Source organism: Gemmatimonas sp., from assembly GCF_044345575.1.
GTDB lineage: Bacteria > Gemmatimonadota > Gemmatimonadetes > Gemmatimonadales > Gemmatimonadaceae > Gemmatimonas.
In genome coordinates, this window is the sequence record NZ_JBIJAW010000002.1 from 20,971 (window position 1) to 44,532 (window position 23,562).

The following is a 23,562-nucleotide window of genomic DNA, read 5'->3' on the forward strand; positions in this document are numbered from 1 at the left end:
GGGGGGGATACGTCATCGACACACGACGGCGGGTCGTCGGGCGCTCAGCAACGGGCAGCTCCGGCGGCCCGCTTCGCCATTGGGGACTGGGGGTGACCATGGCCGCGGCATTCACACGCCGGTGTAGGGATTTTTTCCAGTTCGCTGAAGGGGATTCCCTCTAAAGTGACGCTGGTACGCCTCCGACAATCACTTAGTGAGCGGGGGCAACGTCGCTTCCGATTTCTGTGGGTCCTCTGGACGGAGTGGCCGAAATGGCCGGGGCTGACGAAGGCAACGAGATCCTCAATGAGTTTCTCGTCGAGTCGTACGAAGGTCTCGATCAGCTCGATCGAGACATCCTCGAACTCGAACAAAATGGTGGCAGCACGGAAACGATTGGTCGCGTCTTCCGCTGCATCCACACAATCAAGGGTACCTGCGGGTTCCTCGGCTTCGGAACACTGGAGTCGGTGACGCACGTGGGTGAAAACCTGCTTTCACGCGTGCGCGAGGGGACCATCAAGGTCACCCCCGAGCTCACGTCGGTGCTGCTGCGCCTCAACGATGCCGTGCGCGGTATGCTGCAGCGCATCGAGGAGCAGGGCAACGAGGGCAACGAGGATTACAGTGCCCTTATCGACACGCTCGCCGCACTGAGCGACGGCCAGTCAGTGGCGATCGCGCCGCCGGTTGCCGAGGCGCTGCCGACCGAAGCCGAGATCCAGGCGGCGTTGGAAGATGCCGCCGATCTCAACGCGTGTGAGGACGCGTGCGAGCCCCCCCGTCTCGGGGAGATTCTCGTTGATCAGGGGCTGGTGTACCCGGCGGATGTCGCCGCCGCGGTGCACGAGCAGACGCAGGGCGCAAACGCCCGCGTTGGTGAGATCCTGGTGGCGCGCGGCAGCACCAACTCCGACGCCGTGAAGCAGGCGCTTGCCGCGCAGCAGGATGCGCGCGGTGGGCACGTCGCCGAGGGAAGCATCCGCGTGGACGTGGCGCTCCTCGACCGCCTCATGAACCTCGTGGGTGAGCTGGTGCTCGCCCGCAACCAGATCATTCAGTCGAGCGCCACGCGTTCCGACAGCGCGCTCCTGGGCACGACGCAGCGCCTCAACCTCATCACGAGCGAGCTGCAGGAAGGGGTCATGAAGACCCGGATGCAGCCCATCGGCAATGTCTGGAGCAAGTTCCCGCGCGTCGTCCGCGACCTCGCGGTGACGTGCGGCAAGCAGGTCGCCATCCAGATGGAAGGCGCCAACACGGAGCTCGACAAGACGATCATCGAGGCCATCAAGGATCCCCTCACGCACATCGTGCGGAACTCGGTGGATCATGGCATCGAATCGCCGCGCGACCGGGTGCTCGCTGACAAGTCGCCCGAGGGGCGCCTGTTCCTGCGCGCCTTCCACGAGGGCGGCCAGGTCAACATCGAGATCTCCGACGACGGCGCCGGCATCGACCCGGCCAGACTGCGGACAAAAGCCGTCGACAAGGGACTGCTGACCCCCGAGGCCGCGGCGAAACTCAGCGACCGCGAATCGCTCAACCTCATCTTCGCCCCCGGCTTCAGCACGGCCGCCAAGATCACCAACGTCTCCGGACGCGGTGTCGGCATGGACGTGGTGAAGACCAACATCGAGAAGATCGGTGGTACGGTCGACGTGGCGAGCACGGTGGGCGCGGGCACCACGCTGCGCATCAAGATTCCGCTCACCCTCGCCATCATCCCCGCCCTGGTGATCACGTCGGCGGGCGAACGGTTCGCCATCCCGCAGGTCAGCCTGCTCGAACTCGTGCGCATGGAGCACGAAGAGGCGCGCCAGAAGATCGAGATGATCTACGACAAGCCGGTCTACCGGCTGCGCGGCAAGCTGTTGCCGCTCGTGCATCTCAATCACACGCTGAATCTCGAGGCCACCCCGTGGCCGAACGAGCCCGGCGCGAAGGACGAGGCGATCAGCATCGTGGTGCTGCAGACCGACGGCATGCCCTTCGGGCTTGTGGTCGATCGCATCATGGACACCGAGGAGATCGTGGTGAAGCCGCTGGGTAAGCAACTCAAGGGCATCACCACCTTTGCCGGCGCCACCATCATGGGCGATGGCCGCGTGGCGCTGATCCTCGACGTGCACGGCCTCGCAGCCCGCGCCGATGTGCTGGCGGTGGAGCGCGAACGCGCCGCGAGCGATGCCCGCGACGAGCAGAAGGCCAGCGGTGAAATGACGCAGACCCTGCTCGTGTTCTCGGGCGGCGGCGACAGTCGCATGGCCATTCCGCTCTCGGAAGTGGCGCGCCTCGAGGAGTTCGCGCCCGACATCGTGGAGCGCACGGGGCACCACGAAGTGGTGCAGTATCGCGGCTCGATCATGCCATTGCTCCGCCTCGCGCGGGTGCTCGAGCTGCCCGAAGCCGAACTGGCACCGGAGGCGCTGCTGCAGGTGATCGTGATCCGTCACGAGACGCAGCACGTGGCCGTGGTGGTGGACCGCATCGTGGACGTCGTGGAAGTGGCCGTCACAGTCCATCAGCGCCGCCGCCCCGGCGTAGTGCTGGGCTCCACCGTCATTCAGGGCCGTGTCACCGACCTGCTCGATGTCCGGCAGCTCGTGAAGACCGTCAACGAAGACTTTCTCGCCGTAACGGAACTGGCAGGAGCATCCCATGGCTGATCTCACCCAGTACTGCACCTTCCACGTTGCCCACCTCTTTCTGGGCATCGACGTGCACGCGGTACAGGAAGTGATGCGCCCGCTGGAGATGACACCGGTGCCACTGGCCACCCCGTCGGTCATGGGGCTCATCAATCTCCGCGGTCAGATCGTCACGGCAGTCGATCTGCGACGGCGACTCTCGCTCCCCGAGCGGCCACCAGACCAGGAACCGATGAACGTGGTGATGCGCACCGACGATGGCGCCGTGAGTCTCATCGTCGACGAGATCGGTGATGTGATCGAAGTGACCACCGATGCCTGGGAGCGTGTCCCCGACACCCTGCAGGGCGAAGCCCGCACCCTCATCAAGGGCGTGTACAAGCTGCAGGACCAATTGCTGCTCATCCTCGACACGTCCCGTGTCGCCTTGCCCGAACCGTCTCTTGCTGCGGTCTGACCGCGCCCCCTCTCTCAGGATCGAAATCATGTCGCCCGTCACCACCCAGAAGCGCCCGACCAGCCGCAAGAGCGTCAGCAAGCCGGTCACCCCGACCCGTCCCCAGGCCGCAGCCATCGTCGACGCCATCGCCCGCACGCAGGCGATGATCGAGTTCGACCTCGACGGCACCATCCTCAGGGCCAACGACCTGTTCTGCAGCACGATGGGCTACCGCCCCGAGGAGATTCAGGGCCAGCACCATCGCCTGTTCGTCGACGCCGCGTATGCCGCGGGCGCCGACTACGCCAAGCTCTGGTCGGATCTGCGCGCCGGCAAGGCGTTCACCGCCGAGGTCTCCCGCCGTCGCCGCGATGGGAGCGAGATCATCCTGCAGGCCAGCTACTTCCCGGTGTTCGACGAGACCGGGCGCACGGTGATGATCGCGAAGATCGCCACCGATGTGACGGCCTCGCGCAATGCTGCCGCCGATACCGCGGGCCGCCTCGAGGCCGTCAGTCGCACTCAGGCCGTGATCGAGTTCCTGCCCGACGGGACCATCGTCACGGCCAACGACAACTTCCTCAGCACGGTCGGCTACCGGCTCGACGAGATCGCCGGGCGCCATCACCGCATGTTCGTCGAACCGTCGCATGCGGCCAGCCCGGAGTACGCCGACCTGTGGCGCCGCCTCGCCGCGGGTGAATACCAGAAGGCCGAATTCAAGCGCGTCGGCAAGGGCGGGAAGGAAATCTGGATCGAAGCGTCGTATAACCCGATCTGCGATGCCCGGGGCAATGTGTCAAAGGTGGTGAAGTACGCGATCGACGTGACCGCAGCGAAACTGCGCGCCGCCAACTTCGAGGGCCAGCTCGCCGCCATTAACCGGGCACAGGCGGTAATCGAGTTCAACCTCGATGGCACCATCATTACCGCCAACGACAACTTCCTCAACACAGTCGGCTACCGGCTCGAGGAAATTCGCGGCCAGCACCATCGCCTGTTCGTGGAACCGTCGTACGCTCAGACGCCCGACTACACGAACTTCTGGGCCGACCTCAACGCCGGCAAGTTCCGCCAGGCCGAGTACAAGCGCATCGGCAAGGGCGGCAAGGTGGTGTGGATCAACGCCAGCTACAACCCGATCTTCGATCTCAACGGCAAGCCGTACAAGGTCGTGAAGTACGCCACCGATGTGACCGAACAGAAGAACCTGCTCTCCACGGTGAACATGAGCGCGAATTCGCTCGCCGCGGCCGCCGAAGAGCTCACCGCCACCAGCCACACGATGAGCGCCACGGCGGAGGAAACGAGCGCGCAGGCGAACGTGGTGAGCGCCGCATCGGAGCAGGTGAGCCGCAACGTGGACACGGTGGCTACGGGCACCGAAGAAATGAGCGCATCCATCCGCGAAATCGCCGGGAATGCGGCCGAAGCCAGCCGGGTGGCCGTGCACGCGGTGAAGGTGGCCGAAAGCACCAACGACACCGTGGCCAAGCTGGGCGTGTCGAGCGCGGAGATCGGCAAGGTCATCAAGGTCATCACCAGCATCGCACAGCAGACCAACCTGCTGGCGCTCAACGCCACCATCGAAGCAGCGCGCGCTGGTGAAGCCGGCAAGGGCTTCGCCGTGGTCGCCAACGAAGTAAAGGAACTGGCGAAGGAGACGGCGAAGGCCACCGAGGATATCAGCCAGAAGATCGAGGCGATCCAGAGCGACACCGCCGGGGCCGTGAACGCGATCCGCGAGATCTCACAGATCATCGACAAGATCGCCGAGATTCAGACCACCATCGCCAGCGCGGTGGAGGAGCAGACGGCCACCACCAACGAGATGGGCCGCAACGTGACCGAGGCCGCGAAGGGATCGGCCGAGATCGCGCAGAACATCACCGGTGTGGCGCAGGCGGCCATCGCGACCAGCCAGGGTGCCGCGGATTCGCTCCGTGCCTCCACGGAACTGGCCCGCATGGCAGCCGATCTGCAGGCCATGGTCGGCAAGTTCCAGTTCTGATCGCCCGACGCGACACGTGAGTACCGCCTCGGGGCGCGGGAGCGTGGCACCCGGCCACGCACCCCGCCCCCGACACGCTTTATCGGAGGGATGCACTCGGTGCGTGCCCTGATCGTGGATGACAGCCGCGCCATGCGCGCGGTGATCGGCAAGATGGTGAGCGACCTCGGCGTCGACACGACGTTCGCGGCGAATGGCCGGGATGCCCTCGTGCAACTCGAAGCCACCGGCCGCCCCGACTTTGCCCTGCTCGACTGGAACATGCCGGAGATGAACGGGTTCGAACTGCTCGTCGCGCTCCGCGCCGACGTACGCTACGCGGACCTGCCGGTGGTGATGGTGACCACCGAGACGGAGATGAGCCAGATCGCGCGCGCGCTCGAGTGCGGGGCGAACGAATACGTGATGAAGCCGTTCACGCCCGACATTCTGCGCGACAAGCTCGACATGCTCGGCCTGGTTCCCGCCGGGAGCTGAGTCCATCTATGCGTCGCATTCGCGTGCTCGTGGTGGACGATGCCGTCGTGGTCCGACGGATGGTCTCCGATGTCTTGGCTGCCGATCCGCAAATCGAAGTGGTCGGGGCGGCGGCCAACGGGCGCATCGCGTTGCAGAAGATCGTGCAGCTCACGCCCGACCTGATCACCCTCGACGTGGAAATGCCCGAGATGGACGGGCTGGAGACCATCGTCGAAATCAGGAAGACGTGGGCGACGCTTCCGGTGATCATGTTCAGCACGCTCACCGAGCGCGGCGGACAGGCCACGCTCGAGGCCCTCACGCGCGGGGCGACGGACTACGTGACCAAGCCGGCGAACGTCGGCAGCGTGAGCATTGCGCAGCAGCGCATTCGCGACGAACTGATTCCGAAGATCAAGACGTTGTGTGCCGGGGTGCTGGCGTCGGCCCCGGCACCGGCACCTGCCGGTGGTGCGGCGCGCGCGTTGACATCGTCGATCGCAAGAGCGACGCCGGTGACGGCTGTCCCGGTGAAGCTCACGGCCGGGACGTCACCGTTCGCGCCGCAGATTGTTGCTATCGGGACGTCCACCGGTGGGCCCAACGCCCTGCTTGAAGTGATTCCGAAGCTGCCGGCCCAGTTCCCCGTGCCGGTGGTCATCACGCAGCACATGCCGCCCATGTTCACGCGACTCCTGGCCGAGCGCCTGTCGAAGCTTTCACGCATTCCGGTGCGTGAAGCCGCCGAGGGCGACGTGATTCTGCCCGGTACCGCGTGGGTGGCCCCGGGCGATCATCATCTGGTCCTGCAACGGAAGGACGATCAGGTGGTGGCCACCCTCTCGCAGGCCCCGCCGGAGAACTCGTGCCGTCCTGCCGTGGACGTGATGCTTCGCTCCGTGGTGGAGTGCTACGGCGGCCGGGCGCTCAGTGTCATTCTCACGGGCATGGGGCAGGACGGCCTGCGCGGCAGTGAACTCGTCCACGACGCCGGCGGCATGGTGCTCGCGCAGGACGAGGCGTCGTCAGTCGTATGGGGCATGCCCGGGTTCGTCGCCCGGGCCGGCATCGCTCAGGCGGTGCTCCCGATCGGCGACGTGGCCGCGGCCATCGTGTCCCGCGTCCTGCAAACACCATCCAACCCGCGCAGCGCTTCTCCGGCGACGTCGCCAGCCGGTTCTGCGACCGGATCCTCCGCTGTTCTTCCTTCCGTTCGCTCAGGTGCCACATGGCGATGACCGCCAAGACCTTCGAGTACGTGCGTCAACTCGTACTCTCCCGCAGCGCCATCGTGCTCGAACCGGGGAAGGAGTACCTGGTGGAGTCGCGTCTGCTTCCGCTGGCAAAGGTGCACGGGTTCGCCACGCTCGACACCTTCGTCGACGCCATGGCGGCGAGTGCATTCAACACGATGCACCGCCAGGCCGTGGAAGCGATGACGACCAACGAGACCAGCTTCTTCCGTGATCATCATCCGTTCGATGCGCTGCGCACCCAGATCATTCCCGATCTGATCAATCGCAAGGCCGCCAGCAAGCAGCTCACCATCTGGTGCGCGGCCGCCTCGACAGGGCAGGAGCCGTACTCGGTGGCCATGCTGCTGCGCGAGCACTTTCCCGTGCTCACCTCGTGGAAGCTCACGTTCATCGCGACCGACCTGTCCACGCAGGTGCTCGCCAAGGCGCGCAGTGGCCGCTACGGACAGCTCGAAGTGAACCGGGGGCTCCCCGCGCCCCTGCTGGTGAAGTACTTCACGAAAGACGGCACCGAGTGGGTCGTGAAGGAGGAGCTACGCAACATGATCGACTATCGCGAGCTCAACCTGATCGAGACCTGGCCGGCCCTGCCCGTGCTCGATCTCGTGATGATCCGCAATGTGCTCATCTACTTCGACGTGCCCACGAAGAAGAAGATCCTCGGCAACATCCGGCAGCGCATGGCGCCGCACGGGTACCTCATGCTCGGTGGGGCGGAAACGACCCTGGGGATCGACGAGCAATTCGAACGCGTGCAGATCGACAAGGGTGTCGCCTATCGTCAGGCCGGCAACGGCCCCACCGGGAAATCGTATGCAGCAGCTTGATGAAGCCATCGACGGCATCGTAGCCACGGTCTGGGAGAGCATGCTCGACATCCCCGTGCGCCCCGACTCGCCCACCCGTTCGTTCGGCCAGGAGGCCGTGCCGCAGCATACCTTCGCTGGCGTCGTGCAGATCGCGGGGGCGTGGGACGGCGCCGTGGCCGTGCAGTGCTCAGGACCGCTCGCCACCCGCGCCGCCCAGCGCATGTTCAGCCTCGAGGCCGCGACCGTGAGCACCGCCGACCTGCAGGATGCGCTGGGCGAGCTCACCAACATGACCGGGGGCAACATCAAGGCCCTGCTCCCCGAACCGTGCACCCTCGGACTACCGGTGGTGGTGGAAGGCGGCGATTACCGCCTGCGCCTGCCGGGATCGTCGGCGGTGCACCGCGCCTATTACCGCGCCGAGGGCGAAATGCTGATCGTGACGGTCCTCGAGCGGACCTGACCCAGCCAATGAAAAAAGCTGCTATCGGTCATTTTGACCGATGGCAGCTTCTGCCGCTCCCCCAGATTGGTGATCCAAGCGGCATTTCGCACCCGGCAACTGTTGCCGCTGAATAGCAGGCCTTCGGTGCGCCGCTTCCTGCTCGCTGCAGCATAAGTAGTTGCAGAGCAATGACATAGACACAATTGGCGCCAAAGCGCGGCTTTGGCACTATCCCTGCTTTACCACGGTGTCGGCAGCAGTACGTCATTCCTGAAGCCCGACCGACCGTGACCCACCAACTCGTCATCGACCTCACCCGCGACGCAATCATGACCGCGCTCATGATCGCGGCGCCCATGCTGCTCATCGCGCTGGGCGTGGGCTTGGTGATCTCGATCATCCAGTCGGTCACCCAGATCCAGGAGCAGACGCTCACCTTCGTGCCGAAGCTCGTCCTCGTGGGCGGCGCCTTCATCGTCGGCATGCCGTGGCTGCTGCAGATCCTGATCAAGTTCACCACCCAGATCCTTCGCGGCATTCCCGCGATGGTCGCGTAAGCCGAGCCGCACCGGACCGCGACCGTGAATTCGCTGATCTTCGGCCTCCCCGACTTCTTCGCTCCCGGCGTCGCGACAGCCACCGTGCTGACGGCGCTGCGCGTGGGCGGGTTGTTGCTGGTGGCGCCGGCATGGTCGGCCAAGTCGGTGCCGATGCGCCTGCGCACGGCCTTGCTCGTGGTGTTCGCGGTCCTCCTCCTCCCGGCCGCGCTCGAATCGGCCGACCGCGCGCACCTCGCCATCACCCCCGCGACATTCCTCGGCGAAACGGCCATCGGATTCGCGCTCGGCTTCGCCGCCGCTCTCGTGGTGGCCGGCGCCGAGTTCGCCGGCGAACTCGCCACGAACACCATCGGCCTCTCCGGCGCCGCCATCTTCGACCCGATCAACAACACGCAGAGTTCGCTGCTGAGCAGCTTCATGCAGCTCATGGCGCTGACACTACTGCTCATCGCCGGCGGCCACGTGCTGATGATCGAAGCCGTGGCGAAAAGCTTCACCGTCCTGCCGCTCGGCGCGCCCCTTGCCCTCGACCAGGGCTTCCTGCCGCTGGCCAAGGCGGGCTCCCAGATCTTTGCGAGCGGGCTGCAGTTCGCCGCTCCGGTCATCGCGGCCGTACTGCTCACCAATATTGCCCTTTCGGTGCTTGGACGCGCGGCGCCAAGCCTGCAGGTGATGAGCCTCGCCTTCCCGCTACAGATAGGCATCGGCCTCATCACGTTCGCCGGTTCGATCGGCCTCGTAGTCCAGGCGATGGGTGGCTGGACCACCCAGTATGGCAGCACCATCGACACTTTTGTGCGGGCGGCCCACGTGGCCCCGGTGCCGGCGACGGAGGCGCTGCGATAACGCCCCATGGCTGAAAACGACTCCGGCGAAAAGACAGAAGAACCCACTGGCAAACGACTCGAGGATGCCCGTGAGAAGGGGCAAATCGCCAAGAGCCCCGAGTTCGTCACCGCCGCCTTCCTGCTCGGTTCCCTCATGGTGTTCTCGTTCGCGGGACCGCCGCTTTGGCGTTTCCTCGTGGAGAGCATGGGGAGCACGCTCGCCAGCGCCGGCGATCACGCCGGCGAGACGTCGGGACTCATCTCCTATGTGCAGGTCATCGGCTTCCGCACCATCGTCGCCACCGTGGCGGCGATGGCGGCGCTATCGGTCATCGCCATTGCCGTGCAGGCCATGCAAACGGGCGGCCTGCTCACCACGAAGCCGCTCGAACCCAAATTCGAACGCATCAATCCGCTGGCCAACGCCAAGCGATTCCTCGGCGCACAACCGTACGTGGACCTGGTCAAGTCGCTGCTCAAGATGAGCATCGTAGGCTACGCCGTGTACGCTACGCTGCAGGGAGCATGGCCGGATATCCAGTCGCTTGCCCTCGTCTCCTCACCGCTGGCGCTGATGGAGATCGTGCACACCTACGGCTTCGCGCTGCTCAAGAACGCCGGCATGATGTTCCTCGTGCTGGCGGTTGCCGACTACGGCTATCAGCGCTGGAAGACGAACGAAGACCTCAAGATGACGAAGCAGGAGGTCAAGGAAGAAATGAAGTCGCAGGAAGGCAACGCCGAAGTGAAGGGGCGTCGCCGCCAGATCGCGCGTGAGCGTATCCGCCGCGCGATGTTCGCCAACGTGAAGACCGCCGATGTGGTGCTGGTGAACCCCACCCACATCGCCATTGCCATCAAGTACGACCCGGCCGTCGCGCCGGCGCCGTACATCGTCGCGCTTGGCGAACGCAAGATCGCCCAGCGCATCAAGGAGCTGGCGTTCCAGCACGGCGTGCCCGTGATCGAGAACAAGCCGCTCGCCCGTGCCCTCATCAAGGTCGCGAAAGTGGGAACGATGATTCCGGTGGAGATGTACCTGGCCGTCGCGGAGGTCCTCGCCTTCGTCATGCGTGAACGTCAGAAGTACGGCGCCTCGTGGCGCGGTACCGCCGCCGCCTGAGGACTGATCCATGACGAGTGCAGCCCTCCCCATGAGCACCGGCGCCGCCAAGCCCAAGATCGCCGAAATCGCCGTCGCCCTCGTGGTGGTGATGATCCTCGCGCTCATCATCGTACCGCTCCCGCCGGTGCTGCTCGACCTCTTCCTCGCCGCCAGCATCGGCTCGTCGCTGGTGGTGCTGCTGGTCGCATTGTACACGACCAACCCGCTCGACTTCAGCAGCTTCCCCGCGCTGCTCCTCCTCCTGACGCTCTTCCGCATCGGCCTCAACGTCTCATCCACGCGCCTCATTCTCACCGAGGCGCACGCGGGTAAGGTCATCGAAGCGTTCGGCCAGTTCGTCATCGGCGGCAACTATGCCGTCGGTATCGTCATCTTCCTCATCCTCATCGGCATCAATTTCATCGTCATCACCAAGGGTGCCGGGCGTATCGCCGAAGTGGCGGCGCGCTTCACCCTCGATGCGATGCCCGGCAAGCAGATGGCGATCGACGCCGACCTGTCGGCCGGTCTGATCGACGAAAAGGAAGCGCGCGTCCGCCGCGACGAAATCTCGCGCACCGCCGACTTCTACGGCGCGATGGACGGTGCCTCGAAGTACGTGAAGGGCGACGCCATTCTCGGCATCCTCGTCGTGGTGGTGAACATCGTCGGTGGCATCTTCATCGGTGTCATCCAGCGGGGCATGGACGTCGGCAAGGCGGCCACCACCTACACGATCCTCACCGTCGGTGACGGCATCGTCTCGCAGGTGCCGGCGCTCATCATCTCCACGGCTGCCGGTATCATGGTCACGGCGGCCACCAGCACCGACAAGATCGGCACGGTGCTGAGCCGTCAGCTCGGTGGACACCCGCGCGCCATGTGGATGGTGGCCGGGGTGCTCGGCGCCTTCTCGCTCATTCCGGCGCTCCCGATGCTCCCGTTCATGACCATGGCGATCGGTGCCGCTGCCCTCGCGAAGATGTCGGAGAAGGCGGAAGCGCAGCGCGCGGCCGAAGCCCTGGTGCTCACGCCCACTGTGAGCGATGCCGCCGAACTGCCAGCGGCACCCGATCCGATGCAGGACCTCCTGCAGATTGATCCCATCGAACTCGAAGTGGGCTTCGCGCTCATTCCGCTCGTGGACGAAGGCCAGGGTGGCGATCTCCTCGAGCGCATCTCCCTGCTACGCAAGCAGGCTGCGCTCGAACTCGGCATCCTCGTGCCGCCCATCCGCATCCGCGACAACGTACGTCTGCCGGCCAATGAATACGTGATCAAGCTGCGTGGCAGCGAAGTCGCGCGTGCCGAGGTGCTCCCCCGCTTCCTCATGGCGCTCAACACCGGCGGCGTGATCGCCGAAATCGACGGCATGGACACGATCGACCCCAGCTTCGGCATGCCCGCGCGCTGGGTCGCCGCGTCGCGCCGCGCCGAAGCCGAAGCGCTCGGCTACGTGGTGGTGGAGCCCACCACCGTCGTGGCGACGCACCTGCTCGAAACGCTCAAGGGCAGTGCGGCTGAGCTGCTCGGCCGTCAGGAAGTGCAGGAGATGGTGGAGACGCTCAAGAAGTCGCACCCCGCCCTCGTGGAAGAAATCATCCCGGCCAAGGTGTCGCTCAGCGTACTGCACCGCGTGCTGCAGCGCCTGCTGCGCGAGCGAGTGCCCATCCGCGACCTCGTTACGATTCTCGAGGCACTCGGCGACGGCGCGGAAGCCACCAAGGATCCGGAAGCGCTCACCGAAGTGGTGCGCAAGTCGCTCACCAACGTCATCGCGCGGCTCTTCGCCGACCAGACGGGCATGGTGCGCGGCATCACCATCGGCGCGCGCCTCGAGAGTGCGCTGCTCGGCCTCTTCTCGCCGCGCAGTTCGCAGATGAATGCGCCCGTCCTCACGCCCGAATCACTCGCCGGCATGCTGCGCGATCTGAACCATCTCGCCACCACGTACGCCGTGGATGGCCGCCCGCTGCCGCTCATCACGCCGCCGTCGCTGCGCGTGGGTGTGCGGCGCCTCATCGAACCCGTGCTGCCCAGCCTCCCGGTGGTCTCGCTCGCCGAGCTCCCCGCGCAGATCACGCTGAGCAGCGTCGCAACCTGGGAGATGCCGAATGGCTAATCTGATGCCGGCCGAACGTTTCCGCGGCGCCGACCTCTCGCGCGTGGCCGACCGGGCCCGACGCACGCTCGGCGACGACGTGATGATCCTGCACACCCGCTCGGTACGCGATGGTGGCGTGCCGATGGTGGAGGTCCTCGCGGCGCCAAGCCACGCCATCGACCAGGTACGCGCCCGGCTCGAGGCCGCGCCGCTCCCGGCCACCTTGCGCAAGGCCGACGGCCGACCGTACTGCATCGCGCTCGTGGGTCCCACGGGGGCGGGCAAGACGACCACCGCGGCCAAGCTCGCCGTGCGACGTGGCATGTTTGGCGCCAATCGCACGGGACTGCTCACCATCGACACCTATCGGGTGGGGGGCATGGAGCAACTGGCCACCTACGCCGACCTCGCCGACGTGCCCTTCGAAGTGGTGTACGATGCGCGCGAAGTCGACGCCGCCATCAAGCGGCTCTCGGCCGACTGCGACGTCATCATCATTGATACGCCGGGACGCAGCCCCGCGAGCGCCGAACTCACCGAGCGGTGGCGTTCGCTGCTCGACGGCCTCGCGCCCGACGAAGTACACCTCGTCTTGCCGGCGTCGTTGCGCGCCGATCTCGCCGTGGACATCGGCCGCGCCTACGCGCCCAGCCGCATGCACTGCGGCGCGACACATCTGCTGCTGTCCAAGCTCGACGAAGTGCCGCGTGAATCCGGCATCACCGACCTCGCGCTGTCACTCGGGATGCCCACCCGTTGGATCACCGATGGCCAGGATGTGCCAACTGATCTCAGGCCCGGGGTGCCGCGCCTCTTGCGCACCTGGGGACTCGCGGCCGACGCCGAACCTGACTGGATGCCGGCCTGATGCCTCTCCTCATGTCTCCACCACGCGGGACGGGCTCCCTCACGCAGGCCGATGGCCTGCGCGCGGGTCAGGCCGCCGCGGCATACGGCACCGGCGCGCCAGGGGGCGCGCGCGATATCGGCGTACCAACCCTGCTCGTTGCCAGCGGCCGCGGCGGATCCGGCTCCACCTTGCTCTCGGCGTTGCTTGCGGTGAGTGCCGCCGGCGAAGGGCACCGGGTGCTGCTCGTGGACGCCGACGATTTCGTGGGGCCACTCGCCCTCACCCTCGGGGTGACCCCACGTGCCAGCTGGACAGACTTGCGCGCTGGCCGGGCGACCCCGGCCGATGTGGCCCTACCGGTAAGCGCCACCCTCACGCTGGTGGCCGGTGGCGCCCCGCGGCTGAGCGACGGCACCGCCGCCCAGCCTATCAACGCCGCTGAACGCAAGGCGTGCATGCGTCGCGTAAGCATGCTGGCCGAGTCGATGGATCTCGTGGTCATCGACTGCGGCGCCCGCCTCGATTCGGTACTCGGCGCGCTCACGCCGCACGCCGCGGAACGCCTCATCGCGGTGTCGGCCGGCAGTGATCCGGTGGCACTCGCCGCGACCTACGCGCTGTGCAAAGCCGTGGGGCAGCGACACAGTGCCCTTCCGGTGGACATACTCGTCAATCGTCACGAAGGTAGCGAGGCCGCTCGCTGCTACGACGCCATCGACGCCGGTGCCCGTCAGTTTCTGGGACTTACGCTGCGCCTGGCCGGTGCCATCCCGGCCGATCCAACACTCGATGCTGCGCTCCGCGCGGGAATGCCGTTCCCCGATGCGGCGGCCGGATCACCGGCCGCTATCGCTGCTCACGAAGTCGTGATGCGCGTTCTGGCGGCTCGTACCTCCTCACGCTCCGGTACCTGATCGTGTATTTCGCCACTTCTTCCGCCCCATCCGTCATGAACGCGAAGCTCTGGGAGTCGTATCATGCTGGCAACTCGGGTGCCCGCGACCGTTTGCTCGAGGAGCATCTCGGTCTGGTGCATCACGTGGCACGCCAGGTGTCCCGCACGCTGGCCGTGCGCGCCGACTTCGACGAGCTCGTAAGTGCCGGAACCATCGGCCTCATGGCGGCACTCGAAGGCTTCGACGCGACCCGCGGACTGGCGTTCAGCACCTTCGCCGCCCCGCGCATCCGCGGCGCCATCCTCGATGAGCTGCGCAAGCAGGATCATGTGCCGCGCTCCATCCGCCGGAAGACCCGCGAGATCACCGCGGCGCGTGAAGCGTATCAGCGCGTACACGGCCGCGCACCGGAAGACCGAGAGCTCGCCGAGCATCTGGGCGTGGACATGGACACGCTCTGGCGCTGGCAGGCCGACGTGGAAGGCGCGCATCACATCCCGCTCGATCGCGCGCCGGGCGACCGCGAAAATTCCGCGCCGGTCCCGGCGGAGACGCTGGCGAACGACCTGGACGGCGACGTGGAAGCGTCACTCACGCACGAGCAGGAAGTGGCGCACCTCAAGGACGCCATTCTCCGCCTCAAGGAGCAGGAGCGCGTGGTGCTGTCGCTCTACTACTCCGAAGAGCTCAAGCTGCACGAGATTGCCAAGGTGCTCGAACTCACCGAGAGCCGCGTGTCGCAGATCCGCAGCAAGGCGCTGAGCAAGCTGCGCGTCGATCTCAAGCCGCTCCGCGACGCGTAAGCCATCGCATCGAAACCAGCCGAGCCTTTTGTTGAGGATGTTCTGATGTGGAAGCGGTGGAAGGAAGCGCTGCAGATGGCGGCGCTTGGGGTGGGTGTCACGATCATCGGCCTGGTGGCCGGCGCGTTCCTCATGTCTCCCGATGTGTCGCGTGAGCAGCGGATGATGGCGTTCGTGGCGTTGGGAGGCACGGCGCTGCTCGTCCTGCTCTTCGACGCGATGCGGCGCGGGGTAAGCGCCCTTGGTAAACGCCGAGGCCGCCGGACGGCACGGGGAGGAGCGCGTCAGGCAAACAGCGCGCGTCCCACGACCGTGTCCCCCGTGATCGCGTTGCGCGGCAGCCGTTCGAGCAAGAGCCCCAAGGCGGTGCAGGCACTCGCCGCCGCCGGGACCGCCCCGGCCGAAATCGCCTGGAAAACCGGCCTGCCCCACGACGCCGTCTCCATGCTGCTCGAGATCAACGGCGGGGCGCTGGCAGGGCGCTGACTCCTCGTTCGTCCCGGAGAAAAAGGGAAAAGGGGGAACTGAAATTGGGAGAAAAGGAGAAAAGGAGAAAATGAGACCGACTCCTTTTCACGTTTTCCCCTTTTCTCCCATTGTCAGTTCCCCCCTTTCTCTTTGGCCCCCGAGAGGCCCACTGCCCCGGCAGTTGTGACCACCACGCCCCCCAAGCGGCACGAATTGCCGCCTTCGGTTCGCGAAAAACGGTCGGCACGATTTTCTGCGGGAAACCCGTAACGACTTGTAAAACAACACGTTACAGAATTTGAAGATGGCCGGGCCAGCTTTGGCCCGGCCATTGCTATTACCCCTGGTGAGTTCGTGCACCCAAACCGACCACGACATGCCAGGTCCCGTCCAAACCAACGGAATGAGCAGTGCCGCCGCCGCGCTCCAGATGCTGGAACGCCGTCAGGCTGTGCTCGCCAATAACCTCGCCAACGCCTCCACCCGGGGCTTCAAGGGCGAGATGGCGTTTTCCCGCATCATGGGGAACGCCCTGGCCGCTACCGACACCGCCGTCGATCTCACCCAGGGCACCCTCACCCAGACCCACAACCCGTTCGACCTCGCGGTCGAAGGGGACGGGTTCTTCGTGGTGAACACCCCCAACGGTGAGCGCTTCGTACGCAACGGCAGCTTTTCGCTCAACGCCAACCGGCAGCTCGTGGACGGCAAGGGCAACGCCGTGATGGGCGAAAACGGCCCGATCACCATCCCCAACGGCCGCGTCGACATCGACGCCGCCGGCCAGATCCAGATCAATGGCAAGCCGCTCACGATGCTCCGCGTGGAACGCGTGGCCAGCGGCGCCGACCTCCAGCACGAGGGGGGCACGATGTTCGTACCGGATGCCTCGCGGCAGAGCATCCCCGCCGGTGAGCGCAAAGTGCAGCAGGGATTCCTCGAGGAATCCAACGTGAACGCGATGTCGGCGATGACCGACATGCTGAGCGTGCTGCATCGCTATCAGGCCGCGCAAAAGACGCTGACCACTATCGACACGGTGCGCGGGATCGCCGTGACCGACCTCGCCAAGCCCGTTTGAGTACGCCCACAACGGGCACGCACCGGAGATCTGATCCATGAATCCAGCACTACGCGCCGCCGCCACCGGCATGATGGCGCAGCAGACCCGCACCGAGGTCATCGCCAACAATCTGGCCAACGTGAACACGGCCGGCTTCAAGCGCAGCCGTGCGCAGTTCGAAGACCTGCTCTATCAGACCATCCAGGGTCAGCAGGTCCTCGGCGGCACGGAGGCCGAGACGCTCCCCGCCATCCAGGTGGGCCGCGGCACACGCCTCTCGGGCGTGCAGCGCATGCATGAGCAGGGCCCCATCGAACAGACGGGGCGCAATCTCGACGTGGCTATCGAAGGCGAAGGCTTCTATCAGGTGCAGCTCCCCAACGGCGAGCTCGGCTACACCCGCGACGGCAGCTTCCAGATCAGCGATCAGGGCGTGCTCGTCACCAACAGCGGCTACGCCGTGCAGCCGCCGGTGCGCATCCCCCCCGACTCCAGCGAGCTCACGATCTCGGTGACCGGCGTCGTGAGCGTGCGTCGCGGCAACGACCTCATGCCCACCGAAGTGGGACGCATCGAGATCGCGCGCTTCGCCAACCCGAGCGGCCTCCTCAACCTTGGCCAGAACATGCTCGCGCCCACCACCGCGTCGGGACAGCCCATTGTGGGCTTCCCCAACGACGAAGGCATGGGGCGCCTGCAGCAAGGCAGCCTCGAGGGCTCCAACGTGCAGATCGTCCAGGAAATGGTGGAGATGATCGCCGCACAGCGCGCGTACGAGATCAACTCCAAGTCCATCAAGACGGCCGACGAAATGGGCCAGATCGCCAACAATATCGTCAGCTGATTCACGCTCCGCCGTTCACCGCCATGCGCCCCCTCGCCTTCCGCCCGTCCACCGTCGTGGTGTCGTACCTCTGCTCGCTGTTCGCAGCAGTGGTGGTGTCGCTGCTGCTGCCGCTGGCGCTGCGCGCGCAAGCCACACCGGTCACGACCGCGCTGCGCAACGACCAGCGTCGCGTGTCCGTGACGGTGGCGACGCGCGCCATCGTGCGCGGCGAAACGCTGCTGGCCACGGATATCGCCGTGGCCGATACGGTGATCACGTGGCGCTGGAACGGCATGACGCCCGATACCACCCGCGCACAAGCCGGCTGGGTGGCGCAGCGCGCCATCGCCGCTGGTGAAGTCCTGCGCGCCCCCGCGGTTACCCCGCCGCCGGTGATCACCAGTGGCAGCGCAGTCAAAGCCATCTGGCAGGACGGCCCGCTCACGCTCGTGATGAGCGGCGTCGCCACCAACACCGCCGCCCTCGGCGCGCCGGTTGGCATTCGCATCGATCGCACTCGCCGGCTCGACGGCATCGCCGTCGCGCCGAACACCGTTCGCCTCCGCTGAGACAAGGATGTCACGTCAGCGTTCGTTGTCCCTGATCACCGCGGCCATGCTGGCCGCGCCCGTCGCTTCGCACGCGCAAGCCGCGCAAGGCGCCCCACCGGCAAGCGGCACTCAAGCTGGCGCCCCTGCAGCTAGCGCCCCTGCAGCTAGCGTCCCTGCAGCTAGCGCCCCCGCAGCTAGCGCAGTACCCGCCCGCAGCTCCTGGGTCGCCGACCGTCGCCAGTTCGCCGTCGGGGACATCATCACCGTGCTCATCGACGACTACACGATCAGCACGGCCGTGAAGGAGAACTTGGCGCAGGACACGCGCAATCGCGGCTTCGGCCTCAGCGCGCGCCTCCCCAGCACCAGCCAGACCGCGAACATCGATGCGCGAAACGCCGCGGATCAGACCCAGCGTGGCCAGGCCCGTCGCGAGAATCGCTTCCAGAACGAAATGAGCGTGCGCGTCGTGGGTACGGGCCCGAACGGCCTGCTGCAGGTGAAGGGCACCAAGAAGATCGACGTGGACCGCCAGATGCAGGACATCGTCTTCACCGGCTGGGTCCGCGCGCAGGACGTGTCCGTCACCAACGTCGTCGAATCGAGCCGCGTGGCCGATGTGCAGTTGGGGTACGCCTCGCCGGGCAACCTCGGCAAACCCAAGCAGGGCATCATCAGCAAGGTGCTCGGAGTCGTCTGGCCGTGACCTCTTCCATTCTCTTCACCCTCGCCACGCACATGCTTTCGCACTACACCGCGCGCATCGTGCGCACGGTTGCGGCGGCCGCGGCGCTCCTGCTGCTCCTGCCCTCCGAGGCGGTGGCGCAGAACGACGTGAAAATCCGCGACCTTACGCAGGCCGAAGGCGCGCTCCCCGTGCGCCTGGTGGGCTACGGGCTCGCCGTGGGCCTCGACAACACTGGTGATCGTGCGATCGGCGGCCAGACCGGTGGCCCCACGGTGCAGAGCGTCATCAACATCCTGCGCCGCTTCAATGTGGAAATTCCCGCCGACGTCATTCGCATGCGCAACGTCGCGGCGGTGCTGGTCACGGCCGAGGTCTCGCCGTTCCTCCGCGCCGGTGGCCGCTTCGAGGTGCACGTCAGCAGCATGGGCGACGCCCGCTCGCTCAAGGGCGGCACGCTCTTCATGACGCCGCTCGTGGCAGATCCCAACGGGCCGCCGCTCGCGAGCGCGCAAGGCTCGCTGCTCATCAGCGAAGGCGGCAGCACCACCCGCTTCGTGCCGACCCATGAAACCACGGCGCGCATCCCCACCGGTGGCGTGCTCGAGGCCGACCTGCCCCGCCCCACCATTGGCACCACCTCACGCCTGCTGCTCCGCGAACCCGATCTTGGCATGGCGACACGGATCGCCACCGCCGTCAACGGGGCGATGGGGGAGAAGACGGCCCTGGTCGAAGACGAAGGCTCCGTGATCATCACCCTCGCCGACTCGGTGCAGAAGCCGGTGGCGATGGCCAAGATCCGTGACCTCGCCGTCGCGCCCGAGGCGCGCGCCCGCATCATCATCGACGGCCGCGACGGCACGGTGGTGGCCGGCGGCGATATGGTGGTCGGGGCCGCCACGGTCAGCCACGGCGCCATCACGCTCGCCATCGGGAACCTCGCGCCCAACGATTCCGCCGCCATTCCCGGCAGCGTGCGTCTCCCCGCCGGAATTCCGGTGCAGCGCGTGGCCTCGGCGCTGCATGCCGTGCAGACGCCGGCCAGCGAAATCGCCGCCATCTTCGCCGCGCTCAAGGAAGTCGGTGCGGTCACCGCCGAGATCATCGTCCGGTGACCGACCCCATTCGCTCCCGGGCCTCGCTGGTGACCGTCAATCCGCCCGCCGAACGCCCCATCGACCCGGCGACGGACCGGAAACTGCGCGACACCGCCAAGCAGCTCGAAGGGCTCTTCGTCCAGCAGATGTTCAAGGCCATGCGCGAGACCGTTCCACAGCAGGAAGGGATCGTTTCAGCAAACGCCGGTGAAGACATGTTCACAGGACTGATGGATCAGCACCTAGCTGCCGAAACTCCAAGCCAATGGCAGGGCGGGCTCGCCGAATCGGTGTACCGCCAGCTGCGCGGCCAGGTCACCGCCGCAGCTCTCCAGTCGCCTTCCAGCTCCACTGACCGCTGATGTCGCCCTCGACTATGTACGCTCCCGAATCCGCGTCCCGTATCGGCCAGCAGCCTTCGGCTCTGCTCGATGCCCTGTACGACGCACTGGTCAGCGAACGTCGTCTGCTCGATGATCTCATCGCGCAGATGCGTCGGCAGCGCACGGCCGTGAGCGCCGACGACATTCAGGGCGTCGACGACAGTACCTTCGCGACCCACCGCATTCTCGCCACGCTCGGCCAGGCCCGGACGCGTCGCCGGCAGCTGAACGTGCTGCTGGGTGGCAGCGAAGAGATGACGTTGCGCGAAATCGAGGACCTGCTCGGCGACCTGGTGGACGACCGGTTCCGTGAGGCCCGTCAGCGGTTGCAGCTCGCGGCGGACATGCTCACGCGCGAAGTGGGCATGAACCGCAAGCTCCTGCGCGAAGCGCTCACCAACACCGACCAGCACGTGCGCACGCTCGTCGGCGCCCCCGCGGCGCCCTCCACGTACGCGACCGAGGGCATGGTGCCTCCCAGCACGGGAGCGCCGCGCGGCGTGCTCGTCAACCGCACGGTGTAAGCCATGAGCTCCGGCCTGTTCAGCATCGCGCGCTCGGCGCTCCTCACGCACCAGACGGCGCTCCAGACGATTTCGCAGAATGTCGCGAACGCGGAGACGCCCGGTTATTCGCGTCAGGAAGCCCTGCTGACCGCGAACACGCCGGTGCGCATGCCGTTTGGCAGCGTCGGGACCGGCGTAAACGTGCAATCGATCGTCCGCCGGCGTGACGTCCTCCTCGACGACTCGTTCCGGTCGGCCAACACGCTCGCGGGTGATGCGAGCATGCGTCGGGACCTGCTCCAGCAGATCGAATCGGTGTTCGGCGAGCCCAGCGACGCAGGCATGGCCAATGCGCTGGACCAGTTCTGGAATGCGTGGAGCGATCTCTCCGCACAGCCCAGCAGCCTCGCCGCCAAGGCCGTCGTGCAGCAGCGCGGCCGGCAGCTTGGCCAGCTCTTCAATGAGTACGACACCCAGCTCACCAGCATCCGCACCAGCACCCTCGAGCGCCTCGACAACACGGTGGGGCGCATCAACGCGGTCGCGGCGCAGGTGGCCGAACTGAATGTGCGGATCGTGAGCTCCGAGGGAGGGGGCAACACGGCCAGCGACCTGCGCGACCAGCGCGATCTGAAGCTCGACGAGCTCTCGAAAATCGCCGGTACGCGCGTCATTTCGCAGGCCAACGGCTCGGTATCGGTGACCATCGGCAACTCCATGCTCGTCGAGGGCGAAACGGCGGTGCCGCTCTCGCTGTATGCGGAAACCCCGAATCCGTTGCCGGCCACCCCGCTCACCGACGTGCCCATTCGCATCCGTCTCGGGGATTCCCTCGATCGACTGGCGCCCTTGGCCGGTGAGCTCAACGCGTTGATGAAGGGGCTCAACGAGGACATCCCCGGCGCGCGCACGCGTCTCGACGCCATGGCGAGCCAGCTCGTGTCCGTGGTGAATACCACGCACCGCTCAGGGTTCGTCTTCAACGGCAACACCATCCCGGGCACTGCCGCCGGTGATTTCTTCGCGCCCGGCAGCATGGCCGCTCCGGTCTCCGCGGCGAGTATCGCGCTGAGCAGCGACGTGGCTGGCAACCCGTCGAGGATCGCGTCGTCGGGCAACGCCAACGCCCCCACGGACAACTCGATCGCCCAAGCGTTGTCGGCGTTGCGCGGTACGGAAGGTACGGTCACCTACACCTCGTCCACGGGCGGCACCGAGACAGGCTCGTTCCTCGGTTTCTTCCGGAGCGTCGTGACCACGATCGGTATCCGGACGGCATCGGCCACCGACGATGCCGCCGTGGCGGACACCCTCACCGACCAGGCCAACCTGCGTCGGCAAGCCGTAAGCGGCGTGAACACGGACGAAGAGCTCGTGAACATGCTGCGCATTCAGCAGTCGTATCAGGCCGCCACCAAAATGATCAAGGCCGCTGACGAAATGCTGCAGACTCTGATCAGCCTGGTCTGACCATGCTCATACTCGGACGCCGTGAAGGCGACTCCATTCTGATCGACGGCGGGATCCGCATCGTGATCGTGTCATGCGACCGCGGCGGCGTCCGCATCGGGATCGAAGCACCGAACGACGTGAAGATCCTGCGCGGCGAGATTGCCCAACAGGTGGCGCAGGAGAACCAGCGCGCGGCCAGTACCCCGGTGGCCGCCGACTGGCTGGCCACCCTGGGGGCACCTGCTGCTCCGCTCCCCCCGCCAACCAGCGCGCCCGCACCCGATGCGGGAGCGTCAGGCTGATGTCACCCCGCGCGGCGTCGCGAAGCCTGCAGCGTGGGTACAGCCACCGTGCACCCGATCGGGTGGGCGGTGGCGCGCCCGTTGCTGCCGGCCAGCAGCCACTCCATGGCGAGCACGTCGTGCGCGAGGGGAATCCCGTCGGGATCACCGTCGGCCGCTGCCCCATCGTGACGCGCAGTGAGCCGGACATCATCGCCAATGGTCTCGAGCTCGGCCTCGATCGGACCGGGCCCTACGCGCGCGGCAGCCAGCAGCGCCACGGTCGTCGCATGCAGCAGGGCCCCCGGTTCGGCGCGAACGGGCATCACATCACCGAGGTACACCACCCGCAACTCGCGGCCTCGCAGCAACGGATGCTCCTCGATCAGGCGCTTCGCACCATCCAGCGCGTCGGTGAAGAGCATGGGTTCGAGGGCAGCATCGCTGCGGCGCGGCAGTTGCCGCAGCTGCTGCAGCAGCCCCTCCAGCCGGTCAGCATCACTTCGCAATCCATCGAGAAAGCGGGCATCAGGCACGCCGCCGACATCCAGCACACTGGCCGCCGCGGCGATCGTCGCGAGCCGGTTGCTGATGGCATGTGCCAAAGTGCGCAGCAACTCGTCATGTACAGAGAGCCATCGTTCGGCGCCGATGTAGGCCTGCCGGGTTTCGCTCACTGATTCCCCCCCTCGTACATCGGTACCCCTCGCGTGTTCGTCATCATCGGATTGGTAGTCGTGCTGGGTTCGGTCATCGGTGGCTATGTCATGCACCATGGCCAGCTCGCCGTGCTCGTCCAGCCCAACGAATTCGTCATCCTCGGCGGGGCCGGCATCGGCTCGCTGATCATCGCGAATCCGCCCGCGGTGCTGAAGGGGTGCATCTCACAGACGCTCGGCCTGCTGAAGCCCAACCCATACGGGGCCAAAGCCTACGCCGAGCTGCTGCAGGTACTCTACGAGGTATTCCAGAAGGCCCGCAAGGACGGCCTCGTCGGCCTCGAGTCGCACATCGAGAGTCCCGAAAGTAGCGACATTTTCCAGAAGTATC

Annotated in this window: 26 protein-coding genes; 25 read left to right on the forward strand and 1 reads right to left on the reverse strand. The window is 66.3% G+C overall.

Annotation, left to right across the window (positions count from 1 at the left end; all coding sequences use genetic code 11):
• The first annotated feature begins 254 nt into the window (after positions 1–254).
• The 24 genes from ACIQ6O_RS00305 (at position 255) to ACIQ6O_RS00420 (ending at position 22,533) form a co-directional block, all read left to right on the forward strand.
• Positions 255–2,651 (forward strand): chemotaxis protein CheA, encoded by a 2,397-nt coding sequence (locus tag ACIQ6O_RS00305; protein ID WP_396205769.1) that lies wholly within the window; start codon positions 255–257, stop codon positions 2,649–2,651.
• Positions 2,644–3,090 (forward strand): chemotaxis protein CheW, encoded by a 447-nt coding sequence (locus ACIQ6O_RS00310; RefSeq protein WP_396205770.1) that lies wholly within the window; start codon positions 2,644–2,646, stop codon positions 3,088–3,090. Before ACIQ6O_RS00305 ends, ACIQ6O_RS00310 begins: the two co-directional genes overlap by 8 nt.
• 28 nt (positions 3,091–3,118) lie before the next feature.
• Positions 3,119–5,083 carry a PAS domain S-box protein gene (locus tag ACIQ6O_RS00315; protein WP_396205771.1) on the forward strand — a complete coding sequence of 655 codons (1,965 nt, stop codon included), beginning with the start codon at positions 3,119–3,121 and terminating at the stop codon, positions 5,081–5,083.
• 90 nt (positions 5,084–5,173) lie between these two features.
• Positions 5,174–5,560 carry a PleD family two-component system response regulator gene (locus ACIQ6O_RS00320; RefSeq protein ID WP_396205772.1) on the forward strand — a complete coding sequence of 129 codons (387 nt, stop codon included), beginning with the start codon at positions 5,174–5,176 and terminating at the stop codon, positions 5,558–5,560.
• A gap of 8 nt (positions 5,561–5,568) precedes the next feature.
• Positions 5,569–6,780, forward strand: a complete 1,212-nt coding sequence (locus ACIQ6O_RS00325; protein ID WP_396205773.1) for a chemotaxis response regulator protein-glutamate methylesterase — start codon at positions 5,569–5,571, stop codon at positions 6,778–6,780.
• Positions 6,771–7,625 (forward strand): CheR family methyltransferase, encoded by an 855-nt coding sequence (locus tag ACIQ6O_RS00330; protein ID WP_396205774.1) that lies wholly within the window; start codon positions 6,771–6,773, stop codon positions 7,623–7,625. The genes ACIQ6O_RS00325 and ACIQ6O_RS00330 overlap by 10 nt, the downstream gene beginning before the upstream one ends.
• Positions 7,612–8,070 carry a chemotaxis protein CheX gene (locus ACIQ6O_RS00335; protein WP_396205775.1) on the forward strand — a complete coding sequence of 153 codons (459 nt, stop codon included), beginning with the start codon at positions 7,612–7,614 and terminating at the stop codon, positions 8,068–8,070. Before ACIQ6O_RS00330 ends, ACIQ6O_RS00335 begins: the two co-directional genes overlap by 14 nt.
• Positions 8,071–8,339: 269 nt before the next feature.
• Positions 8,340–8,609 (forward strand): flagellar biosynthesis protein FliQ, encoded by a 270-nt coding sequence (gene fliQ, locus ACIQ6O_RS00340; RefSeq protein WP_396205776.1) that lies wholly within the window; start codon positions 8,340–8,342, stop codon positions 8,607–8,609.
• Between the two features lie 24 nt (positions 8,610–8,633).
• On the forward strand, positions 8,634–9,458 hold the full coding sequence (locus tag ACIQ6O_RS00345; protein ID WP_396205777.1) for a flagellar biosynthetic protein FliR: 825 nt from the start codon (positions 8,634–8,636) through the stop codon (positions 9,456–9,458).
• A gap of 6 nt (positions 9,459–9,464) precedes the next feature.
• Positions 9,465–10,562: a flagellar biosynthesis protein FlhB gene (locus ACIQ6O_RS00350; RefSeq protein WP_396205778.1), complete on the forward strand. Its 1,098-nt coding sequence runs from the start codon at positions 9,465–9,467 to the stop codon at positions 10,560–10,562.
• 10 nt (positions 10,563–10,572) lie between these two features.
• Positions 10,573–12,666 carry a flagellar biosynthesis protein FlhA gene (gene flhA, locus ACIQ6O_RS00355; RefSeq protein WP_396205779.1) on the forward strand — a complete coding sequence of 698 codons (2,094 nt, stop codon included), beginning with the start codon at positions 10,573–10,575 and terminating at the stop codon, positions 12,664–12,666.
• Positions 12,659–13,516 (forward strand): hypothetical protein, encoded by an 858-nt coding sequence (locus ACIQ6O_RS00360; protein WP_396205780.1) that lies wholly within the window; start codon positions 12,659–12,661, stop codon positions 13,514–13,516. Before flhA ends, ACIQ6O_RS00360 begins: the two co-directional genes overlap by 8 nt.
• 11 nt (positions 13,517–13,527) lie before the next feature.
• Positions 13,528–14,412 (forward strand): MinD/ParA family protein, encoded by an 885-nt coding sequence (locus tag ACIQ6O_RS00365; RefSeq protein ID WP_396205781.1) that lies wholly within the window; start codon positions 13,528–13,530, stop codon positions 14,410–14,412.
• A gap of 35 nt (positions 14,413–14,447) precedes the next feature.
• Positions 14,448–15,197 carry a sigma-70 family RNA polymerase sigma factor gene (locus tag ACIQ6O_RS00370; protein WP_396205782.1) on the forward strand — a complete coding sequence of 250 codons (750 nt, stop codon included), beginning with the start codon at positions 14,448–14,450 and terminating at the stop codon, positions 15,195–15,197.
• A 45-nt stretch (positions 15,198–15,242) separates the two neighbouring features.
• A complete protein-coding gene (locus ACIQ6O_RS00375; protein ID WP_396205783.1) occupies positions 15,243–15,683 on the forward strand; it encodes a hypothetical protein in 441 nt (146 codons plus the stop codon).
• Positions 15,684–16,068: 385 nt separating this feature from the next.
• Entirely contained in the window at positions 16,069–16,746 is a 678-nt protein-coding gene (locus ACIQ6O_RS00380; RefSeq protein ID WP_396205784.1) for a flagellar hook-basal body protein, read from the forward strand.
• Between the two features lie 37 nt (positions 16,747–16,783).
• On the forward strand, positions 16,784–17,572 hold the full coding sequence (flgG, locus tag ACIQ6O_RS00385) for a flagellar basal-body rod protein FlgG (protein ID WP_396205785.1): 789 nt from the start codon (positions 16,784–16,786) through the stop codon (positions 17,570–17,572).
• A gap of 23 nt (positions 17,573–17,595) precedes the next feature.
• On the forward strand, positions 17,596–18,123 hold the full coding sequence (gene flgA, locus ACIQ6O_RS00390) for a flagellar basal body P-ring formation chaperone FlgA (RefSeq protein ID WP_396205786.1): 528 nt from the start codon (positions 17,596–17,598) through the stop codon (positions 18,121–18,123).
• 247 nt (positions 18,124–18,370) lie between these two features.
• Positions 18,371–18,811, forward strand: a complete 441-nt coding sequence (locus ACIQ6O_RS00395) for a flagellar basal body L-ring protein FlgH (protein ID WP_396205787.1) — start codon at positions 18,371–18,373, stop codon at positions 18,809–18,811.
• Positions 18,808–19,908, forward strand: a complete 1,101-nt coding sequence (locus tag ACIQ6O_RS00400) for a flagellar basal body P-ring protein FlgI (RefSeq protein WP_396205788.1) — start codon at positions 18,808–18,810, stop codon at positions 19,906–19,908. The genes ACIQ6O_RS00395 and ACIQ6O_RS00400 overlap by 4 nt, the downstream gene beginning before the upstream one ends.
• The gene (locus tag ACIQ6O_RS00405; protein WP_396205789.1) at positions 19,905–20,252 is read left to right on the forward strand and encodes a rod-binding protein; all 348 of its coding nucleotides are present in this window, start codon (positions 19,905–19,907) and stop codon (positions 20,250–20,252) included. Before ACIQ6O_RS00400 ends, ACIQ6O_RS00405 begins: the two co-directional genes overlap by 4 nt.
• Positions 20,252–20,797 carry a flagellar protein FlgN gene (locus ACIQ6O_RS00410; RefSeq protein ID WP_396205790.1) on the forward strand — a complete coding sequence of 182 codons (546 nt, stop codon included), beginning with the start codon at positions 20,252–20,254 and terminating at the stop codon, positions 20,795–20,797. The genes ACIQ6O_RS00405 and ACIQ6O_RS00410 overlap by 1 nt, the downstream gene beginning before the upstream one ends.
• A 3-nt stretch (positions 20,798–20,800) precedes the next feature.
• The gene (gene flgK / locus ACIQ6O_RS00415) at positions 20,801–22,249 is read left to right on the forward strand and encodes a flagellar hook-associated protein FlgK (RefSeq protein ID WP_396205791.1); all 1,449 of its coding nucleotides are present in this window, start codon (positions 20,801–20,803) and stop codon (positions 22,247–22,249) included.
• Between the two features lie 2 nt (positions 22,250–22,251).
• On the forward strand, positions 22,252–22,533 hold the full coding sequence (locus tag ACIQ6O_RS00420) for a carbon storage regulator (protein WP_396205792.1): 282 nt from the start codon (positions 22,252–22,254) through the stop codon (positions 22,531–22,533).
• A 2-nt stretch (positions 22,534–22,535) separates the two neighbouring features.
• Here ACIQ6O_RS00420 and ACIQ6O_RS00425 read toward each other — a convergent pair whose 3' ends face one another.
• A complete protein-coding gene (locus ACIQ6O_RS00425) occupies positions 22,536–23,189 on the reverse strand; it encodes a hypothetical protein (protein WP_396205793.1) in 654 nt (217 codons plus the stop codon).
• Positions 23,190–23,222: 33 nt separating this feature from the next.
• Here ACIQ6O_RS00425 and ACIQ6O_RS00430 point away from each other — a divergent pair.
• The coding region (locus tag ACIQ6O_RS00430) for a motility-associated protein (RefSeq protein ID WP_396205794.1) at positions 23,223–23,562 on the forward strand (340 nt) is incomplete at its 3' end.

Bases quoted from the DNA above. Each gene is read 5' to 3' on its own strand.
- ACIQ6O_RS00320 (WP_396205772.1), top strand. From the start codon at position 5,174: ATGCACTCGGTGCGTGCCCTGATCGTGGATGACAGCCGCGCCATGCGC.
- flgA (WP_396205786.1), top strand. From the start codon at position 17,596: ATGCGCCCCCTCGCCTTCCGCCCGTCCACCGTCGTGGTGTCGTACCTC.
- ACIQ6O_RS00420 (WP_396205792.1), top strand. From the start codon at position 22,252: ATGCTCATACTCGGACGCCGTGAAGGCGACTCCATTCTGATCGACGGC.
- ACIQ6O_RS00370 (WP_396205782.1), top strand. From the start codon at position 14,448: ATGAACGCGAAGCTCTGGGAGTCGTATCATGCTGGCAACTCGGGTGCC.
- ACIQ6O_RS00315 (WP_396205771.1), top strand. From the start codon at position 3,119: ATGTCGCCCGTCACCACCCAGAAGCGCCCGACCAGCCGCAAGAGCGTC.
- ACIQ6O_RS00330 (WP_396205774.1), top strand. From the start codon at position 6,771: ATGGCGATGACCGCCAAGACCTTCGAGTACGTGCGTCAACTCGTACTC.
- flgG (WP_396205785.1), top strand. From the start codon at position 16,784: ATGAATCCAGCACTACGCGCCGCCGCCACCGGCATGATGGCGCAGCAG.
- ACIQ6O_RS00325 (WP_396205773.1), top strand. From the start codon at position 5,569: ATGCGTCGCATTCGCGTGCTCGTGGTGGACGATGCCGTCGTGGTCCGA.
- ACIQ6O_RS00375 (WP_396205783.1), top strand. From the start codon at position 15,243: ATGTGGAAGCGGTGGAAGGAAGCGCTGCAGATGGCGGCGCTTGGGGTG.
- ACIQ6O_RS00305 (WP_396205769.1), top strand. From the start codon at position 255: ATGGCCGGGGCTGACGAAGGCAACGAGATCCTCAATGAGTTTCTCGTC.
- ACIQ6O_RS00310 (WP_396205770.1), top strand. From the start codon at position 2,644: ATGGCTGATCTCACCCAGTACTGCACCTTCCACGTTGCCCACCTCTTT.
- ACIQ6O_RS00380 (WP_396205784.1), top strand. From the start codon at position 16,069: ATGAGCAGTGCCGCCGCCGCGCTCCAGATGCTGGAACGCCGTCAGGCT.
- ACIQ6O_RS00335 (WP_396205775.1), top strand. From the start codon at position 7,612: ATGCAGCAGCTTGATGAAGCCATCGACGGCATCGTAGCCACGGTCTGG.
- ACIQ6O_RS00350 (WP_396205778.1), top strand. From the start codon at position 9,465: ATGGCTGAAAACGACTCCGGCGAAAAGACAGAAGAACCCACTGGCAAA.
- ACIQ6O_RS00365 (WP_396205781.1), top strand. From the start codon at position 13,528: ATGTCTCCACCACGCGGGACGGGCTCCCTCACGCAGGCCGATGGCCTG.
- flgK (WP_396205791.1), top strand. From the start codon at position 20,801: ATGAGCTCCGGCCTGTTCAGCATCGCGCGCTCGGCGCTCCTCACGCAC.
- flhA (WP_396205779.1), top strand. From the start codon at position 10,573: ATGACGAGTGCAGCCCTCCCCATGAGCACCGGCGCCGCCAAGCCCAAG.
- ACIQ6O_RS00360 (WP_396205780.1), top strand. From the start codon at position 12,659: ATGGCTAATCTGATGCCGGCCGAACGTTTCCGCGGCGCCGACCTCTCG.
- ACIQ6O_RS00410 (WP_396205790.1), top strand. From the start codon at position 20,252: ATGTCGCCCTCGACTATGTACGCTCCCGAATCCGCGTCCCGTATCGGC.